The organism is Haloterrigena sp. KLK7 (assembly GCF_037914945.1).
In the GTDB taxonomy this organism is placed as follows: Archaea; Halobacteriota; Halobacteria; order Halobacteriales; family Natrialbaceae; genus Haloterrigena; species Haloterrigena salinisoli.
On the sequence record NZ_CP149787.1, the window covers coordinates 51234 to 69133 of the forward strand.

The 17900-nt window shown below is 66.8% G+C and carries 17 protein-coding genes; 15 read left to right on the forward strand and 2 right to left on the reverse strand.

The genetic code is table 11. The features are described 5' to 3' along the window. Positions 1-38: 38 nt before the first annotated feature. Positions 39-770, reverse strand: coding sequence for a GNAT family N-acetyltransferase (locus WD430_RS00275; protein WP_339104035.1), 732 nt, complete (start codon positions 768-770; stop codon positions 39-41). A 185-nt stretch (positions 771-955) separates the two neighbouring features. Between WD430_RS00275 and WD430_RS00280 the strand changes: the two genes are divergently transcribed. The 5 genes from WD430_RS00280 to WD430_RS00300 all read left to right on the forward strand — a co-directional run bounded on the left by WD430_RS00280 (position 956) and on the right by WD430_RS00300 (position 5889). Further along, entirely contained in the window at positions 956-1816 is an 861-nt protein-coding gene (locus WD430_RS00280; protein ID WP_339104036.1) for an NAD(P)-binding domain-containing protein, read from the forward strand. After that, on the forward strand, positions 1813-3453 hold the full coding sequence (locus WD430_RS00285; RefSeq protein ID WP_339104037.1) for a class I SAM-dependent methyltransferase: 1641 nt from the start codon (positions 1813-1815) through the stop codon (positions 3451-3453). Before WD430_RS00280 ends, WD430_RS00285 begins: the two co-directional genes overlap by 4 nt. Before the next feature lie 335 nt (positions 3454-3788). Further along, the gene (gene surE, locus WD430_RS00290) at positions 3789-4595 is read left to right on the forward strand and encodes a 5'/3'-nucleotidase SurE (RefSeq protein ID WP_339104038.1); all 807 of its coding nucleotides are present in this window, start codon (positions 3789-3791) and stop codon (positions 4593-4595) included. Between the two features lie 444 nt (positions 4596-5039). Then, entirely contained in the window at positions 5040-5426 is a 387-nt protein-coding gene (locus WD430_RS00295) for a hypothetical protein (RefSeq protein WP_339104039.1), read from the forward strand. 316 nt (positions 5427-5742) lie between these two features. After that, the gene (locus tag WD430_RS00300; RefSeq protein WP_339104040.1) at positions 5743-5889 is read left to right on the forward strand and encodes a DUF1328 family protein; all 147 of its coding nucleotides are present in this window, start codon (positions 5743-5745) and stop codon (positions 5887-5889) included. A 67-nt stretch (positions 5890-5956) separates the two neighbouring features. Here the strand turns inward: WD430_RS00300 and WD430_RS00305 are convergent, their stop codons facing one another. Then, entirely contained in the window at positions 5957-6277 is a 321-nt protein-coding gene (locus tag WD430_RS00305) for a HalOD1 output domain-containing protein (protein WP_339104041.1), read from the reverse strand. 706 nt (positions 6278-6983) lie between these two features. Between WD430_RS00305 and WD430_RS00310 the strand changes: the two genes are divergently transcribed. The 10 genes from WD430_RS00310 to WD430_RS00355 all read left to right on the forward strand — a co-directional run bounded on the left by WD430_RS00310 (position 6984) and on the right by WD430_RS00355 (position 17763). Next, positions 6984-7145 carry a hypothetical protein gene (locus WD430_RS00310; RefSeq protein ID WP_339104042.1) on the forward strand — a complete coding sequence of 54 codons (162 nt, stop codon included), beginning with the start codon at positions 6984-6986 and terminating at the stop codon, positions 7143-7145. 170 nt (positions 7146-7315) lie between these two features. After that, positions 7316-7708 (forward strand): hypothetical protein, encoded by a 393-nt coding sequence (locus tag WD430_RS00315; protein WP_339104043.1) that lies wholly within the window; start codon positions 7316-7318, stop codon positions 7706-7708. Positions 7709-7880: 172 nt separating this feature from the next. Further along, a complete protein-coding gene (locus WD430_RS00320) occupies positions 7881-9395 on the forward strand; it encodes an SLC13 family permease (RefSeq protein ID WP_339104044.1) in 1515 nt (504 codons plus the stop codon). A 107-nt stretch (positions 9396-9502) separates the two neighbouring features. Continuing rightward, positions 9503-10153, forward strand: a complete 651-nt coding sequence (locus tag WD430_RS00325; protein WP_339104045.1) for a helix-turn-helix domain-containing protein — start codon at positions 9503-9505, stop codon at positions 10151-10153. A gap of 124 nt (positions 10154-10277) precedes the next feature. Further along, positions 10278-12188: an ABC transporter substrate-binding protein gene (locus tag WD430_RS00330; protein WP_339104046.1), complete on the forward strand. Its 1911-nt coding sequence runs from the start codon at positions 10278-10280 to the stop codon at positions 12186-12188. A 14-nt stretch (positions 12189-12202) separates the two neighbouring features. After that, positions 12203-12379, forward strand: a complete 177-nt coding sequence (locus WD430_RS00335; protein WP_339104047.1) for a hypothetical protein — start codon at positions 12203-12205, stop codon at positions 12377-12379. Then, on the forward strand, positions 12376-13371 hold the full coding sequence (locus tag WD430_RS00340) for an ABC transporter permease (RefSeq protein ID WP_339104048.1): 996 nt from the start codon (positions 12376-12378) through the stop codon (positions 13369-13371). Before WD430_RS00335 ends, WD430_RS00340 begins: the two co-directional genes overlap by 4 nt. Then, entirely contained in the window at positions 13368-14288 is a 921-nt protein-coding gene (locus tag WD430_RS00345; RefSeq protein ID WP_339104049.1) for an ABC transporter permease, read from the forward strand. The genes WD430_RS00340 and WD430_RS00345 overlap by 4 nt, the downstream gene beginning before the upstream one ends. Next, complete coding sequence (locus WD430_RS00350; RefSeq protein ID WP_339104050.1) at positions 14285-16387, forward strand: ABC transporter ATP-binding protein; 2103 nt, start codon at positions 14285-14287, stop codon at positions 16385-16387. Before WD430_RS00345 ends, WD430_RS00350 begins: the two co-directional genes overlap by 4 nt. Before the next feature lie 5 nt (positions 16388-16392). Further along, positions 16393-17763 (forward strand): hemolysin family protein, encoded by a 1371-nt coding sequence (locus tag WD430_RS00355; RefSeq protein ID WP_339104051.1) that lies wholly within the window; start codon positions 16393-16395, stop codon positions 17761-17763. Positions 17764-17900: the final 137 nt, after the last annotated feature.

A 17900-nucleotide genomic window follows, 5' to 3' on the forward strand; every position in this document is an offset into this window, starting at 1 on the left:
GCCGTCAAGTATTCCGGCCCGAACGGCGCCGCCCGCCGCTACAGCTCGCGGGCCATCGTCACCTCGTCGATCCACTCGCCGTCGATCTCGTAGTGGTCCCGGCGGATCGCCTCGGTGTCCCAGCCGTGTTCGGTGAGGAACTCGAGGGCGCGGTCGTTGGTGATGGGGACGCTGTTGTACACCTTCCGGTAGCCGTTGGCTTCGGCCCACTCGAGGCCCCGCTGGAGGAGCTTGCTCCCGATCCCGTGGCCGCGGTGGGCCTGGCGGACGCCGACGGTCTGCTGGGCGGTCCCCTGCAACTGGTCGACCTGCGGGAGATCGAGGTGGGTCCAGCCGACGACGTCGCCGTCGATCGTCGCGACGAAGAACATCCGCGATTTGACCGTGTTGTGTCTGGTGACGGAGTCCTCGTAGAGGAGCTGCTCGGCGATGGTCTCGGCGACGACGTAGGTCTCCTCAGACGTGACGTCCCTGATCGTCTCGATGAGGCCGTCGAAGTCGGACTGGCGTCCCGGCCGGATGACGAACGAGCGCTCGTCGGTCTCGTGTTCCGCGACCGCGCCGAACTCGACGGCGATCTGGAGCGTGCCGCCGTCCTCCTCGAGGTAGCCGTCGGCCTTCAGCGACTCGAGGCGGGACTCGAATTCCTCGGACGGCAGCGAGACCATGTCCATGACCTTGTGCCGCGCGACGGTCCCGTTGCGTTCGACGTACTCGTAGATCCGTCTGCTGGCGTCGGACGAAAAGGTCGGCCGCTCTGTCACGCCCATACGGCCAGTACGGAGAGCGGCGATTTAGTCTTTGGGAGTAGGTAGCATGTACCACGGAAATCCGGTCACCGACGAACCGGTCGCCGAACTACTGAGCGGCTGACAGAACGCCCTCGAGCGAGCGGACGGTCACGGCGGCCGATCGATCGAACCGCTTTTGCGACGCCGGACGGTAGCAGGGGCCGATGGACGTACTGATCGTCGGCGCGGGGGCGATGGGGACGTGGCTCGGCCGTGCCGTAGACGCCTCGGTGACGTTCGCCGACGTCGACGCCGACGCCGCGGCCGCCGCCGCCGACGCGGTCGGGAACGGCGCCGAGACGACGACGCTCGAGGGGACGGACAGCTACGACGTCGTCGCTATCGCCGTCCCGATGACCCACGCCGTCGACGCGATCGCCGACCACGCCGACCGGGCCGAGGGGGCGATCGTCGACGTCTCCGGCGCGATGGGCCCGCCGCTCGAGGCGATGCGGACCCACGCGCCGGACAGGGAGCGAGCGAGCCTCCACCCGCTGTTCGCGCCCGAGCGAGCGCCCGGGTCGATCGCCGTCGTTCGCGACGAGACCGGACCGACGGTCGAAACGCTCCTCGACGCGCTCGCGACGCGGGGCAACGACGTACTCGAGACCACGGCGACGGAACACGACGACGCCATGGAGACGGTTCAGGCGGCGACCCACGCCGCCGTGCTCTCCTTCGCGCTGGCCGCGGAACCGGTGCCCGACGGCTTCGAGACGCCGATCTACGAGGGGCTGGGGACCCTGGCCGAGCAGATGACCGAGGGGACGCCCCGCGTGTACGCCGACATTCAGGAGGCCTTCGACGGCGCCGACGCGATCGCCGACGCCGCCGCGACGGTCGCCGAGGCCGACCGGGACGAACTCGAGTCCCTCTACCGAGAGGCGGCCGATCGGTGGCAGGCGGACGCGGCGGCCGAGATCGACGGGACGAACGGCGAGACCGACGACGGGACCGGCGATACGAACGACGAGACCGCCAAATACGAGACGAACGGCGACGCGAACGGAGGGACCTCCCGATGAGCGACCAGCGCGAGTCCGTGCGATCGAACGCGAAGTACCTGCAGAACGTCCGCCCGATCGACCCCGACGAGATCTGCGAGTACGTCGAGGGCAACCCCCACCCGGCGGTCGTTCGCCAGCACCTCCGCGAACTGGCGCCCGAACTCGAGTTGATCGAGCGCGACGACGGCACCTTCGTCCCCGTCGAGGACGACCCCGTGGCGCCGAACCGCGGCCCCGTCGAGCGCTTCCCCGCGGCGTACGAACGGCGACTGGAAGACCTGCTGGTCGACCGCTACGGCGCCGACTGGCACGAAGACGCCACGGGCGAGCTCCTCCGGTCGACGATCCGCCGGTTCAAGCACCGCTACCTCGAGCGACGGCCGGTCGAGTACGACGACGACGTCGCCGCCGGCTACGCGATCTACCACCTTCCGGGCTACTACGCGGCCGTCCAGTACGCGCTGGACGACCTCGCCGAACGGGGCCTGCTGGGGCGGTCGCTTCGCGTCCTCGACATCGGCGCCGGCGTCGGCGGCCCCGCGCTGGGCCTCTGTGACTACCTCCCCGAGGACGCCCTGCTCGACTACCACGCCGTCGAACCCAGCGCGGCCGCCGACGTCCTCGAGGAACTGCTCGCGGAGACCGGCCCGAACGTTCACCCGACGATCCACCGGACGACCGCCGAGGCGTTCGATCCCGGCGCGATCGGTGCGGGTGGCGACGGCAGTGACGGCAGCGGCGGCAGCGGCAGAAGCGACGGCAGCGACAGCGACGACGCGTTCGATCCGACCGCCCCCGACGACGGCTTCGACCTCGTCCTCGCCTGCAACGTCCTGAGCGAACTCGAGGACCCGACGGCCGTCCTGCGGTCGGCCCTCGAGACGCTCGCCCCGGACGGAACGCTGCTGGCGATGGCGCCGGCGGACAAGAACACCAGCGTCGAGTTGCGGGCGGTCGAACGGGAACTCGAGGACGAACGGCTGTGGACAGCCGACAAGATGGGCCTCGAGGACGGCGAGGCGGGTGAGGACGGCGAGGGTGCGGCGGACGGCGATACCAGCCGCGAGGCCCACCGGCGCGGTCTGGTGACGGTCTACGGGCCGACCGTTCGCCTCTGGCCGGGCGAGCGCCCGACGGACCGGGGCTGGACCTTCGACGTCAGACCCGATCTCTCCGTCCCCTCGTTCCAGCGGAAACTCGACGAGGCGACGCCCGACAGTGACGAGGAGCACGCCCCCGGCGAGTTCGTCAACGTCGACGTCCAGTTCTCCTCCTCGCTGTTGCGCCTCGACGGCAAGCGGCGGATCGACCTCGCGCTCGAGACGGGCGACTGGGCGAAGATGGCCGAGATGGAACGGCACGTGACCAACCGGATCGACCTCGTCGCGGCGAAACTCAGCCGCTCGCTGAGCGACACTGACCGCGACGACGGTCACGGCGGCCGCTCCAACCCGCTGTTCAAGATCAGCGACGGCAGCGAGGCGATCGACCACTACGCCGTCGTCACGTCAGAGACCTCGCTCAACCGGCCGCTGCTCGAGGCCGACTACGGCGAGGTCTGCTCGTTCGAACGGATCCTCGCGCTCTGGAACGACGACGAGGAGGCGTACAATCTGGTCGTCGACGAGGAGACGATCGTCGACCGCATCGGCTGACCGGTCGCTAGTGGTACGGTTTCGTTATTCGAACGAAAGTCAGAAACGAAGACGTTCGGTTCGTACGTGAGGCTATTGAACGGCTGTACCGTGCCTGAATCGAGTGAAAACGAGCGTTCTGTACCGTGGCAACAGGGAATCACCACACCCTCCCCAGCCGATTCGCTCCCTCCGGTCGCTCATCCCTCGCACGATATCGTCGATCGGCCTCGCAATCGCTCAGCCGATCAACAGCGCGCGCCACCGCCGCGCTCGAGCGACCGACAGCGAGCCGACCCCGCCATACGACCCACCGAAGCGGTGGGCTTTTCGCTCCGGCCTCCGACCCGACGGATATGAGCGACCCCCTCGAGATCCTGTTGACCAACGACGACGGGATCGACAGCACCGGCCTCCGGGCGCTGTACGACGCCCTCTCGGAGCTGGGCAACGTGACCGTCGTCGCCCCCGCGACCGATCAGAGCTCCTGTGGCCGCTCGATGTCCCACGAGGTCGACGTCGAGGAGCGCGAACTGGGGTACGCCCTCTATGGCACTCCCTCGGACTGCGTCGTCGCCGGACTGGCCGAACTCGGCCCGTTCCCCGACATCGTCGTCGCGGGCTGTAACGAGGGCGCGAACCTGGGCGAGTACGTCCTCGGGCGCTCGGGGACGATCAGCGCCGCCGTCGAGGCCGCCTTCTTCGACGTGCCCGCGATCGCGACCTCGATGTACGTGCCCCCCGAGGAGGGCCCGCTGAGCGAACTCGAGTTGACGGCCGAGGACTTCGCCGAGGCGACCCGCGTGACCTCCTATCTGGTCGACAACGCCCTCGAGGCCGGCGTCTTCGACCACGCGGCCTATCTCAACGTCAACGTCCCGCTGGCCGACGGAGATCCGGCGCCGCTCGAGATCACCCGGCCCTCGAAGCGCTACGAGATGGACGCCGAGCGCGACGGCGACCGCGTCCACCTCAAGGACCGCGTCTGGGAGCGCATGGATCCCGAGACGCTGCCGGATCCGGACGGGACGGACCGCCGCGCGGTCGTCGAGGGACGGATCAGCGTCTCGCCGCTGACCGCACCGCACTCGACGAACCACCACGAGGCCCTGTCGGCGCTAGCCGATGCGTACCCGGAGTCGGTCGACTCGGCGGAGCGATAATCGCCCCGAAACTGAGAGATGGGTGACGATGTCCGGCGGACCGGTGGCGAGACGCAGCGAACCGCTCCCGAGCGGCGCCGTCACCTCGAGGGGAACGGCGCCGGTACCGGCCGCTACCGAACTGATTTGTATCGGGGTGGTGAACGGTCAGCCATGGCGAGGGTCGGAATCGGTCACCGAACGGCGACTGGAACCCTCGAGCGTGCCAAAATCGGCCACTGCGCGCGTGGTCCGCTGTGACGCCGCGTCCCGGTGAGAGCGCGTCTGCTCGGTGTGGCAATAACCGACTTGCGGGTCGCAAGGCCCGTGCTATTCGCCGACCGAGGCGTTACGATAGTCAGCCCATAATTAGCAGCTACAGAGATAGGTGCCAAATGAAACACAAAACCAAGGTAGATCGGTATCCAACGCACACAACTAACGACCACGGAGGGTGATCAACGGATGGTATTCAATGCACTCTGGACCCGTCTTTCGTCGCTCTGGTCGAGCGACTCGACAGGCGAGACGGAAGACGGCGAGACGACGGGCGAGGAACCGGACGACAGCGAGGACGAAACACTGAGCTACGCCGAAGAGCTCGAGTACGGGGTCGACGAACACGACCTCCCCGACGAGGACAAAATTCTCAGACTGCTCGTCAAACGCGGCGGCCGCGTCGATCGATCGACCGTCCGCCAGGAGACCGGCTGGTCGGAGGAGCGCCTCGAGGATGTCATCGACCGCATGGAGGACGAGGGGCAAGTCAGCGCGATCACCGTCGGTCGCAAACGGGTCGTCTGCCGGCGCGGGTTCGAGCCGAAGGGGTATCGCTCCCACCTCAACGAGTAACGGATCGACGCGGATACGTTCGGGACGCCGGGACGGTTTCGACGGGGCCGAAGTCGACGGTAGTAGCGTTCTCGACGACTGATTTTCCAACGGGACGTCTGCACCGGACTCGAGCGTCGGCCGTGCGCGGCGCCGGGACACTGGAATCGCTTTTCCCGTGGCTCAGAGCGCTCGAGTCGAGTCGGATCCGCCTGTAATTCGAGTCGACCGGACGGTTGCGGCGGTCGACAGGAGGGCTCGCCGCGACGGCGCTACCCCGGCGCGGACGGCGTACGAAGGCCGAATCCATATCCCTCGGACAGCCGTCTCTAGAGACATGTTAGAACTCGCACTGCTGTTCTTCGTGATCGCGATCATCGCCGGTGCGTTCGGCGCGGGCGGCGTCGCCGGAATGTCAATGGCCATCGCGAAGTGGCTCGTGCTGGTGTTCGTCGTCCTCGCGGTCGTCTCGCTGTTGCTGTGACCGCGTGGGGACGTCGAACCGATCGACCGCTCCCGGCGCGATCGGCTGGTATCGGGCGATTGGACGCTTAGCCGTACGCGGGCGGCGACGAGGGCCGCTGGAGCGCCAGATCGTCCCGACAGAGAACGCCGTCGACGAAGAGCCGCCCGTCGCTGGTGAGCGTCACCTCGTGGTCGGCGATTTCGAACGTGAACTCCCAGCACCCGCCGTCGTGCGCGGCGAGTTCCGTCAGGACGGCCGGGTTGATGTGCTCGTAGAGCGTGTACTCGACCTCGTCCAGATCGAGCCGATCCGCGGTGGCCAGCGCCTGCACGACGTCCACGATGATCTCGTCCTCCGTTCGGCGGGGCGTCGACTCCCAGTGGGGCCGCGACCGGCGGTTATCCATCGCCGGAGCCCCGCTGTGAACGCGCGCGCACTTGCCCACCGACCCTCGCGGCGACGGCCGATGATCGTCGGACGGCGCGACCCCGACGGTTCGATCGCCGCTCGGAACTCGAGGCGTCGATCGGTTCGTAACGGGACGCGTCGCGTGCGAGGGACTGCCGTCGCCGTGCGTTCCGCCGGCGTGAACCGAACCGCGACGCTGCGATAGCCGATTTCCGGTACGCCACCCGCGTGGATCCCCACCACTGGTCGATCATCGTCACGTACGGCCCGTCCAGCGGACCGCTAATAAATAGGTTGTCACTAAATCCAATAGATTGCAGTTCCGGCACACCGTACGACGTTCCTGATTGTGTCTCCGAGACGATAGTATCGGTGTTCGATACTGACAATGATACGATACCGTGCCGAAACGTAACTAGTTGGCCTGCGATTGCGACGACACCGACGGTAGGAGAAAATCACTGGACGGCGACACGATCTCGGTAATCGGTATGCGGATCCGACGGGGTCGAAATATCGTCACCCACTTTCTCACACGAAGATTTCTTTGAAACGAATAGTGGGCGAACTCATTTGACAATCCCCGTCGAATTCCGAGAGGAGTACTTATATTCCGTTGTGACTTTCCAAGTAGTAAGGTTCTTTCATGTAATCCGCGTTCTGTCGTCTCGGGGATGGCTCATAAGGACGATGTAACGCGGGTTATGGCAGTCTGTGAAGAGTGTGGCTCCGTCTACGCGGCCCGACAGTGGCCCGACGGAACCGTTCGCGTTATCGGGCAAGAGGGGTGTTCCTGTGGCGCAACGACCTTCGAAGTCGCCGACGACTCCGAGGGAGAGTCGCCGCCCGATCCCGGGACCGAGTAGCGACGGCGACCGACGCTGGGATGCGGAGCGAGCCGGCCGCTGGTAGCGTGCCCGGCGATGCCGGGCGACGGCGACCGATACCGGCGGCGAGCCGCGTAGCGTGGAAAACTTGGTGGTCCAGTCACAACGCTAGCTCAGATGCATCCACACGACCACGCGAGGTGGGGGCGATGATCCTCGACGATTCCGAGCGACCGGCGGCGGAGTACGAGGCGCTGGCCGACGCTCTCGAGGGGCTCCGCGAGGAGGTCGCGACCGAACAGCTCCGGGACTCGCGGCTCGAGGGGCTGTTCGACGAGTCGACCACGAGCAACCCCGACATCTGGAACACGGTGACGGCCTTCATCGACGTCGAGGACGGCGAGGCCGTGGTGACCGACGAATCGAAACTCGCCCAGGGGAAGTGGGCTCCCGAGATCGTCGACGACTGCGACGCCATGCTGACCGTCGACATCAACTACGGCCAGATGCCCGACGAGTTCGCGTACACCGTGACGAAGAAACTGGACCGAAAGATCGAGGAGGCGCGTGCGGAAGCCGAGAAGGCTCGAGACGAGGAGTAACGGAGAGTTGCTGTTCGCGAGCCGGAACGCCGCCGGCTCGTTCGAGGTGCTCGAGCCCCGTCTTCCCGTCTCGACGCGGTAAGTACTCGTTTCCATCGACAGCGCCGTCCCGAGTGCGTTCTCGAGCGCAGTGTCACCAGATTCTTCACGGGGAACGACGACGATGGCGGTAATGGGAGACCGGGACGGCGCGGGAGCGACGGTGCGAACGGCGCTCCGATCGCGGCAATCCATGGGGCTGCTCGCGGCCGTTCTCATCCTCGCGGTCGGGACGGTGCGTCCCCCGCCGGCGGCGTTGACCGTCGCGGGGCAACGCGCGCTGGCGGTCTTCGCGTCCGCGCTCGTCCTGTGGCTGACGCGGCCGGTTCCGTACGTCGTCTCGAGCGTCCTCAGCGTCACGTTACTGTTCGCGCTCGGGACGGTCGATTCGTTCAGCGCGGCGGCGACGGGCTTTACGTCGACGCTCGTGTTCTTTCTGCTCCTCCTGTTGCTGCTCGGCGACGCCACGACGAGCGTCGGTCTCGATCGACGGTTGGCGCGCCGACTGCTGACGGCGGACAGCACGCCGCGGCGCGCGTTGCACTCGGTCGCCGGGAGCGTCCTCGCGCTGGCGCTGGTGATGCCGTCGGCGATGGCCCGCGCGGTAACGTTCATCCCGATCGTGAAGCGACTCGCGGCCGCGTTCGGATCGGCCGACGACGGCTTCGAAACCGGGGCGTTTCTCGTCCTCGGTCACGTCAACCCGATCGCGTCGATGGCGCTGATGACCGGCGGCGGAATGGCGCTGGTCACCTCCGAGATCGTCGCGACCTCGGTGCGGCCGATAACCTGGGTCGACTGGGCCGTGTTGATGCTCCCGCCGACGATCGGTCTGTACGCGGCGGCGACCCTCTGTGCGGGCCTGTTCGCGGCGGTCGACGGAGAGTCGACGCTCGGCGCGAACGCCGGGACGCGACTGGAAGCGGACGGGGAGGGGACTGAATCCGAGACCGACGGTGACAGACCGAAACTGGAGACGGACGGGGAGGGGACGCGACCGGAGACGGACGGCGACGGACCGCCCGCGCTGACTCGGGACCAACGCCTCGTCGGGCTCGTCCTCCTCGGCGCCATCGCGGGCTGGATCGTCGGCTCGTTCGCGGGAGTGCCGACGGTCCTCCCGGCGGTCGCCGCGGTCGTCGTCCTCTCGCTTCCGTCCGTCAACATCATCACGGCCGACGATATCACGGCGGTGAACTGGGGAATCATCTTCCTCATCGGCGCGATGTTATCGATCCTCGAGGTGCTGGAGGCGACCGGCGCGATCGTCGCGGTCGTCGACGCCCTCACGCGGTGGATCCCGTTCGCGGCGCTCGCCCACTGGCAGCTCGTCGCGGTGTTGATCGGCCTCGCCGTCGGGATTCGAATCCTGTTCTCGACCGGTTCGGCGGCGATCGTCGTGGCGCTCCCGATCGTTCTCGAGCTCGCGGCCGTTTTCGACGTCAACCGGCTGTATCTGGCGCTGACCGTCCTGCTGGTCGTCGGCTCGACGACGGTCCTTCCGTTCAACACGACGGCAGTGCTGGTGTCGATGGATCGCGGGCCGCTGTCGCACCGCGACGTCGCCTCGTTCGGCCTCGTGACGATGCTGCTCGCGGTGGGCGTCGCTGCCGTTTCGTGGCTCGTCTACTGGCCGTTAGTGGGCTGACAACCGATCGCGATAAGCGTGAGGTATATATGAACGGGCCGGACTCTTCCCTGTAGGGAGGGTCGCCAATTCTACGCGTCGAGTTCACGACGGTGCCGACTGGTGTGATGGCAAAGCTGCAGCGAGAGATGGACGACGTCCGGAGTATCGAGCTCGACAACGCCTTCTACGTCGAAGACGGGACGTGGATCGAGTCTCTGACCGTCGCGTCGAACTCGGAGTTCGACCCGGAAACCGTCATCGAGGAGATCTCCGGCGCGTCGCTGTTCTACAGCAGCGAAATCCCGACCGCGTCGGAAGACCTCACGATCCGTCGGCTCACGATCCTGGCCACCGAATCGTATCCGTTCATCCTGAGTCTCGTCCTGCGCCAGGAGGCGATTCCGAACCGCATCGTCCTCCAGAACGGCGACTTCGAGGTCGTGGTGACGACGCGCGACTGGGACCAGTTCCGCTCGATGGCCGACGAGGTCCAGGAGACCCTCGGCGAGTTCGAACTGCTGTCGGTCACCCAGAACGAGGACCCCGGCGAACCGCTCGATAGCGGGAGATTAACGGAGGTTCTCGTCTCGAAACTCACCGACGAGCAGTTGGCGGTCCTCGAGACCGCCTACGAGCACGGCTACTTCGACATCCCTCGCGAGTCGTCGGCGACCGAACTCGCCGACGAACTCGAGATCGCGCAGTCGACGGTGAGCGAGCGACTTCGGACCGCCGAGCGAACGTTGCTCGAACTCATCTACGGGCCGCGAGAGTGAGATCACCTCGAGTGGTATCCATTCATCACATCGGGCTAATATAGCCGACCCGACTTAAAGAATGATAGCTATCGAGGCCGATAGGGAGTAAACAGAACCTAGTTAGCCCGTAACGTGGGGGTGGATGACGACCCAAGAAAATCATGACAGATCGGTCGCTGGGGGAAGTGACCGACTCACACGACGCGGCTACGTCGCCGCGGCCGCCGCGGCGCTCGGGACGAGCGTGCTCGCGGGCTGTAGCGGCAGCCGCGGCACCAGCCTCGAGCCGGACGTCCCGGACGGCGTTCCGGAGACCGTCGACACGCAGTACTGGCGGGACTGGGAGACCGTCGACGCCGACTCACCGCCGTTGGACTACAGCGCGACGGCCGGTGCGGTACTCGATCGGTTCCCCGTCGAGTTCTCGAGCGAGGACGACCCCTGGATGCGCGAACACGCGTTGATGGTCAAACGCGGCCTCGAGGACCTGGGAATCGCCGTCAGGCTCAACGACCGACCGCTGAATCAGCTGTACGCCCAGAGCTGGACGGCAAACGGGCTCGAGGCGGTCGTCTCGATGAGCACGCACGGGCCCGACCCGCAGCGGGGACTCGATCCCAATCCGCTGTTGATGCGCCGGACCGAGGGCTCACTCTCGAACTACGACAACTACTACCACCCGGAGCTCCAGGAGGTGCTCACCGAGCAGGCCCAGACGACCGATCGCGCCGAACGCGAGGAACTCGTCGACCGGGCACAGGAGCTCTTCGCCGAGGACGTCGGGGGGCTCATCACGCTCTTCCCGAACATCATCACGGCGGTGAACACGGAGCGGTGGACCGGCTACGTGGAGACGCCGGGGAACGGCCCGACGATGGACTCGTTCGTCTGGACCGAGGTCAACCTCCAGCCCGAGACGGACAGCCGAACCTACGTCAAGGGCGTCACCACGTCGATGAACTCGCTGAACCTGCCGTGGGCCGCCGGCGGCGCGGAGGCCAAGCGACTCACGTTCATCTACGACGGCCTGTTCGACGCGACGCCCGACCTCGACGTGGTGCCCGCGCTCGCGACCGGCGGCGGGTTCGTCGACGACACGACCGTCGAACTCGAGCTCCGCGAGGGCGTCGAGTGGCACGATGGCGAGGCGTTCACCGCCGAGGACGTGAAGTTCACCGTCGAACTGTACGACGAATACGCATCGACGAGTCAGGTGCCGTTCTACGAGCCGATCGAGTCGGTCGAGGTCCTCGGGGATCACGAGGTGCGGTTCAACCTGTCGAACCCCGACGCGTCGTTCATGACCCAGCGGCTCGTCCGGAGCGTCATACTCCCGAAACATCGGTGGGAGGACGTCGACAACCCGTCCCAGCACAATCCGGATGCGCCCGTCGGAACCGGCCCCTTCCAGTTCGAGAACTGGGAGCAGGGGACCCGGTTCGAGGCCACGCGCAACGACGGCCACTGGATGTTCGACGACGACTGGCGGGCCGACGCCCTCGGCGACCAGGCCGAGCGCGGCCCCGGCGTCGAGAGCGTCATCTGGATCAACGTGAGCAACGTCGACGCGCTGATCGGCTCGCTCCAGAGCGGGTCGATCGACGCCATCGGGACGAACCTCTCGGACCTGCAGGCCGACCGCGCGGCCAACGCGGACGGAATCGAGAAAATGTCGACCGGGAGCTACGCGCCGCTGGACACGAAGCTCATGTTCTCCTGTCCGCCGATCCGGGACAAGGAGTTCCGCATCGCGCTGGCGAAGGCGGTCGACTCGAAGGGGTTCGTCGAGGACTTCCTTCAGGGTCAGGCGACGGTGCCGGCCGGCGAGAACCCGATCTCGTCGCTCACCCAGTGGCACAACCCCGATACGACCGACTACAGCTACGACGTCGAGGAAGCCAAGAACGTCCTCGAGCGAGCGGGCTACACCTGGGACGACGACGACAATCTGCGCTTCCCCAACGGCGAGGCGTGGAGCGCGTTCGTCGAACGAATCCAGCCCGAGAACACTCACAAACGCCGCGAGGAACTCGGTCAACCCGACTTCTCATGAACAACCAGTACCCAATGCATCACACCACAGCCCGTTTCCCGCGAACCCCGCGGGAGCGGAACCGATTCGAGGCGAACCGACACCCCGACCGCGCCGCCGCTCGAGCCGATGGCACGTCCCTCGAGCGCGGCGACGTCGGTGCGACGAAGCGGCCGGCGACCGAGCGCGATACCGCGGGTGAGAGCCGATGAGCAAGTTCCAGCGGTTCCTGCTCAAGCGGCTCGCGATCTCCGTCCTGCTGACGCTGATCGCGGTCTCGGTCATCTTCGTCGTCCTGCGGCTCCTGCCGGGGAGTCCCTTCGAGGCGCTCGTGACCTCGGGGAACTTAAACCAGGAACAGATCGACGAGATCCGGGCGATGTACGGCCTCGATCAGTCGATCTGGGCCCAGTACGTCAACTACCTCGGGAGCCTGCTGACCTTCCAGTTCGGCTACTCGATCCTGCGGAGCCAGCCGGTCTGGGACGTCCTCGAGCCGCGGCTGATCAACTCGCTGATCCTGCTGGTACCCGCGCTGGTGACGACGGCGATCCTGAGTTCGGTGCTGGGCATGTACGCCGGCTGGAACCGAGGGAGCCGCCTCGAGAAGTTCAGCATCGTCTCGACGACGCTGCTGCGCTCGACGCCCGTCTTCATCACGGCGATCTTCTTCATCATCGTCTTCGCCTACAACCTCGAGATCGTGCCCGCGCTCGGGATGCGGTCGATCCGAGCGACGCCGGACGGGTACATCGAGACGTTCGCCTCGCTGGACTTCCTCCATCACTACATCCTCCCGTTCACCGTCGCCGTCCTCTACTACAGCGGCGACTTCCTGTTGCTCGCCCGCAACGGCGTCGTCGAGAAGCGGGGCTCGGAGTTCCTCAAGCTCCACCGGGCGAAGGGGCTCTCGGAGATGGAGCAGCTGGCCCGCGCTGGCCGCAACTCGATGCTGCCCATCCTGACCTACTTCACGCTGCGGCTGGGCATGATCTTCCAGGGCCTGATCCTGCTCGAGGTCGTCTTCAGCTGGCCCGGTATCGGCCGCGAGCTCGTGTTGGCCATCCAGCAACAGGACTACCCGCTGGTTCAGGCCGCCGTCTTCATCATGGCGCTGGCGGTCATCATCGCGAACCTCGCCGCCGACGTCCTCTACGCGTACTTCGATCCGACCGTCTCGACGAACGGAGGTGGATCCGCATGAGCACCGAAACGAAACCCAAGGCGGAGCTGTACGAGCGCATCGACTCGCTGTGGACGACCGTCCGCGACCAGTTCGCGTTCCTGCGGGGGGACCCGCTGGCCTTCGGCGGCATGCTCGTCGTCGGGGCGTTCGTCTTCCTCGGGCTGTTCGGGCCGTTCCTGGCCCCTCACGACCCGATCGAACACACCGTCCGCGGCGACGGCGGCTCCGTGCTCCGGCTCGCCGCCCCGAGCGCGGACGCGTTCTTCGGGACGACTGCGTACGGGAAGGACGTGCTGAGCCAGTTCCTCGCCGGCGCGCGGCCGACGCTCATCGTCGGCCTGTTCGGCGGCCTGGGCACGGGCGCGCTCGGCTTCACCGTCGGCGTCGTCAGCGGCTACTACGGCGGCTGGGTCGACGAGCTCCTGATGCGGCTGACCGACCTGACGTTCTCGCTGCCGTTCATGCCCATGGCGTTGCTGCTGCTGACGTTCATGACGCCGAACATCTGGCTGATCACCGCGATCATCGCCGCCTTCCTCTGGAAGATGCCGGCGCGGGTCGTCCGCTCGGAGGTGCTCTCGGTCCGTGAACGGACGTTCGTCAAGTCCGCTCGAGCCAGCGGCGCGAGCGACCTGCGGACGATGCTGTACCACGTCGCGCCGAACGTCCTGCCGATCGGGTTCCTCTACACCGCCTACGGCGTCGCCTGGGCGATCGCCGCGCAGGCGAGCCTGGCGTTCCTCGGCTTCGGCGACCCGACGATGACCAGCTGGGGCCGGATGCTCCGGCAGGTGTTCGCGTCGGGTAACATGCGCGTCGCGTGGTGGTGGGTGCTCCCGCCCGCTATCGGTATCGCTGCGATAACCACCTCGGTGTTCCTCATCGGCCGAGCCTACGAGGAAGTCATCAACCCCGAAATCCAGACCGACCAATGACGCTACTCAACGTCGAAAACCTCAAAGTCACGTACGCGACCGACGACGAACCAGTCCACGCCGTCAACGACGTCTCGTTCAGTATCGACGAGGGCGTCAACTACGGCCTCGCCGGCGAGTCCGGCTCCGGGAAGTCCACCGTCGCGGAGGCGCTGCTGGGGCTGCTCCCGGGGAACGGCACCGTCGAGGGCGGAACGATCGAGTTCAACGGGACGGACCTCACGTCGCTCTCGGAGGCCGAACGGCGAGACGTCCTCTGGGAGGACATCGCCTACATTCCCCAGAGCGCGATGGACTCGCTCGATCCCGTGATGTCGACCGGCGACCAGATCGCGCAGGCGATCCACACCCACCGCAACGTCTCGGATGCGAAGGCGCGCGACCGCGTCCGCGAACTCTTCGAGATCGTCGGCCTCGATCCAGACCGGATCGACGACTACCCACACGAGTTCTCCGGCGGGATGCGCCAGCGGGTGACCATCGCGATGGCGCTGGCCCTCGAGCCCGACCTCATCATCGCCGACGAGCCGACGACCGGGCTGGACGTCATCGTCCAGGACAAGATCATCGACAAGATCTTAGAGATCCAGGAGCGGATGGACAGCTCCCTGCTGTTGATCACCCACGAGATCGGCGTCATCGCCGAGACCTGCGACGAACTCTCGATCCTCTACGGCGGGAAGGTGATGGAGCAGGGCAGCGTCGACAACGTGCTCGTCAACCCCACCAACCCCTACACGATGGGGCTGAAGAACTCCTTCCCCGAGATCGACGAGGAGGACGGAGACCCCGTCGCGATCCCCGGCTCGCCGCCGAACCTGAACCGAGAGCCGACGGCCTGCGTGTTTCGGGACCGGTGTCCGTTCGCCACGGACGAGTGCGGGGAGTCGCATCCGGACCTGGTCGATCTCCCCAACCGCAACCACCGCTCGGCCTGCCACCGCGTCAAGGAGGCGGCCCAGCTCCGACGGGACGCCGTCGAGCCGGAGACGTGGGGCATCCCCGACGAGGGCGACGCCGACTCCGACCGCGGCGAGGTCGTCCTCGAGACCGACGAGCTGGAGAAACACTACGAGCAGAGCCAGCCGCTGCTGGACAAGTTCCGCGGCGAGGACCCCGACCACGTGAAGGCGGTCGACGGCGTCTCGCTGTCGGTCCGCCGCTCGGAGGTGCTCGGCGTCGCCGGCGAGTCCGGCTGCGGGAAGTCGACGCTCGGCGAGACGATGGCCCTGCTCGAGGATCCCACCGGCGGCGAGCTGACGTTCGACGGGGAGCCCTACGAGTACTACCAGGACGGCAACCTCCAGGAGTTCCGGCGGAAGGTCCAGATCATCTTCCAGGACCCCTTCGACTCGCTGAACCCGCGCCAGACCGTCCGCAAGCTCGTCGGCGAGCCGCTGACGATCCACGACTACCGCACCGACGAGAAGGAACAGGCGATCGTCGAGACGTTGGAGAAGGTCGGGCTGACCCCCGCCGAGAAGTTCCTCGATAGCTACCCCCACGAGCTCTCCGGTGGACAGCGCCAGCGCGTGGCGGTCGCCAAGGCGCTCGTGCTGGACCCCGACTTCCTGATCTGCGACGAACCGGCGTCGATGCTCGACGTCTCGCTGAAGGTCAACCTGCTGAACCTGCTGCGCGGGCTGGCCGACGCCGAGGACATCGGGATCGTCTACATCTCCCACGACCTCGCGAGCCTGGTGCAGGTCTCGGATCGACTGGCGATCATGTACCTCGGACGGATCATCGAGGAGGGCGACGTCGACCGGATCGCGGCCCGACCGAAACACCCCTACACCGCGTCGCTGCTGTCGGCCGCACCCGAGAAGGATCCGACCGCGGATCGGACTCGCGTCCTGCTCGAGGGCGAGCCGCCGGACCCGGTCGATCTCCCCTCCGGCTGCGCGTTCGCCCCGCGGTGTCCGAAGGCCCGGGAGTCGTGTCGGGAGGCCGAACCGGCCATCGACGAGACCGGCGACGAGAGCCACCGGGCGGCGTGTTACTTCCCTGAGGACGAGGACGGACCGGCCGCGACGGAGGCGGCCGCGCCGGACGACGAGTTCCCGTCCTCGGCGAACACCGATTCGGTAGGTGACTGATCGGTATGTCCGGCCTCGAGGCGACTACGGTGCTGGCAAACGTGGGCAGCCCGGCAGCCGCATCTGATATCGTCGGTTTCGACCCGTCGACGAACCTCGTGGCCGCCGCCGGCGTCGCGACGCTGCTGGTGTTGCTGGTCCTGTCGGGGTTCTTCTCGTCGGCCGAGATCGCGATGTTCTCGCTGGCCCAGCACCGCATCGAGGCGCTGGTCGAGGACGGCGCGCCCGGTGCCCAGACCGTGCGGGCGCTCAAGGAGGACCCCCACCGGCTGCTGGTGACGATCCTCGTCGGCAACAACCTCGTCAACATCGCGATGTCCTCGATCGCGACGGGACTGTTCGCGATGTACACGAGCCAGGGACGGGCGATGCTGGCGGCGACGTTCGGCGTGACGGCCGTCGTCCTGCTGTTCGGCGAGAGCGCGCCGAAGTCCTACGCCATCGAGAACACCGAATCGTGGGCGCTTTCGGTCGCCCGCCCGCTCAAACTCTCGGAGTTCGCACTGTTCCCGCTCGTGGTCACGTTCGACGCGCTGACCCGCGTGGTCAACCGACTGACCGGCGGCACGGCCGTCGAGGAGTCGTACGTCACCCGCGACGAGATCCGGGAGCTGATCCGGACCGGCGAGAGCGAAGGCGTCATCGAGGCCGACGAGCGCGAGATGCTCCAGCGCGTGTTCCGGTTCAACGACACCATCGCGAAGGAGGTCATGACGCCGCGGCTGGACGTGACTGCAGTCAGCCGAGAAGCGACCGTCGACGAGGCCGTCGCGAAGTGCGTCGAGAGCGGGCACACCCGCCTGCCGGTGTACGACGGCGATCTCGACACCGTCGTCGGCGTCGTCGAGCTCGGCGACCTCGTCGGTGGTCGCGAGTCGACCGATGACGGCTCGCTCGAGGCCCACGTCGAGGAGACGCTGCACGTCCCCGAGAGCAAGCAGGTCGACGACCTGTTCCGCGAGATGCGCCAACAGCGCGTCGAGCAGGTCGTCGTCATCGACGAGTTCGGGACGACGGAGGGGATCGTCACCACCGAGGACATCGTCGAGGCGGTCGTCGGCGAAATCCTCGAGACCCAGGAGGACGACCCGATCGAGACCGTCGACGAGCGGACGGTCAGGGTCGACGGCGAGGTGAACATCGAGGCCGTCAACGACGTCACCGGCGTCGAGTTCCCGGAGGGCGAGGAGTTCGAGACGATCGCCGGCTTCGTCTTCAACCGCGCCGGCCGACTGGTCGAACCCGGCGAGACGTTCGCCTACGACGGCGCCGAACTGACCGTGGAGCGCGTCGACGACACGCGCATCAGGCGAGTGCGTATCAGCGAGTCGGATCCGTCGGCAGCGGACGGTTCCGGTGTCGCGGCCTCGAGTTAGCGGTCGATTTTCTCCGGCCCGTTGGATGTGGTCACTCTATTCGGTTACATCGGACGATCGGGTCGCGGCCGACTGATCCGTCTCACGAAGGACGGACGTCTATCGAAGACACGCGGCGGGAACCAGGGCTCTCGGAT

What these genes read in the sequence shown, in the direction of transcription:
- WD430_RS00335 (WP_339104047.1), top strand. Translation starts at nt 12,203, where the DNA reads ATGCATCACACCACAGCCCGTTTCCCGCGAACCCCGCGGGAGCGGAAC.
- WD430_RS00280 (WP_339104036.1), top strand. Translation starts at nt 956, where the DNA reads ATGGACGTACTGATCGTCGGCGCGGGGGCGATGGGGACGTGGCTCGGC.
- WD430_RS00320 (WP_339104044.1), top strand. Translation starts at nt 7,881, where the DNA reads ATGGGAGACCGGGACGGCGCGGGAGCGACGGTGCGAACGGCGCTCCGA.
- WD430_RS00285 (WP_339104037.1), top strand. Translation starts at nt 1,813, where the DNA reads ATGAGCGACCAGCGCGAGTCCGTGCGATCGAACGCGAAGTACCTGCAG.
- WD430_RS00315 (WP_339104043.1), top strand. Translation starts at nt 7,316, where the DNA reads ATGATCCTCGACGATTCCGAGCGACCGGCGGCGGAGTACGAGGCGCTG.
- surE (WP_339104038.1), top strand. Translation starts at nt 3,789, where the DNA reads ATGAGCGACCCCCTCGAGATCCTGTTGACCAACGACGACGGGATCGAC.
- WD430_RS00305 (WP_339104041.1), bottom strand. Translation starts at nt 6,277, where the DNA reads ATGGATAACCGCCGGTCGCGGCCCCACTGGGAGTCGACGCCCCGCCGA.
- WD430_RS00350 (WP_339104050.1), top strand. Translation starts at nt 14,285, where the DNA reads ATGACGCTACTCAACGTCGAAAACCTCAAAGTCACGTACGCGACCGAC.
- WD430_RS00330 (WP_339104046.1), top strand. Translation starts at nt 10,278, where the DNA reads ATGACGACCCAAGAAAATCATGACAGATCGGTCGCTGGGGGAAGTGAC.
- WD430_RS00300 (WP_339104040.1), top strand. Translation starts at nt 5,743, where the DNA reads ATGTTAGAACTCGCACTGCTGTTCTTCGTGATCGCGATCATCGCCGGT.
- WD430_RS00340 (WP_339104048.1), top strand. Translation starts at nt 12,376, where the DNA reads ATGAGCAAGTTCCAGCGGTTCCTGCTCAAGCGGCTCGCGATCTCCGTC.
- WD430_RS00325 (WP_339104045.1), top strand. Translation starts at nt 9,503, where the DNA reads ATGGCAAAGCTGCAGCGAGAGATGGACGACGTCCGGAGTATCGAGCTC.
- WD430_RS00345 (WP_339104049.1), top strand. Translation starts at nt 13,368, where the DNA reads ATGAGCACCGAAACGAAACCCAAGGCGGAGCTGTACGAGCGCATCGAC.
- WD430_RS00355 (WP_339104051.1), top strand. Translation starts at nt 16,393, where the DNA reads ATGTCCGGCCTCGAGGCGACTACGGTGCTGGCAAACGTGGGCAGCCCG.
- WD430_RS00295 (WP_339104039.1), top strand. Translation starts at nt 5,040, where the DNA reads ATGGTATTCAATGCACTCTGGACCCGTCTTTCGTCGCTCTGGTCGAGC.
- WD430_RS00310 (WP_339104042.1), top strand. Translation starts at nt 6,984, where the DNA reads ATGGCAGTCTGTGAAGAGTGTGGCTCCGTCTACGCGGCCCGACAGTGG.
- WD430_RS00275 (WP_339104035.1), bottom strand. Translation starts at nt 770, where the DNA reads ATGGGCGTGACAGAGCGGCCGACCTTTTCGTCCGACGCCAGCAGACGG.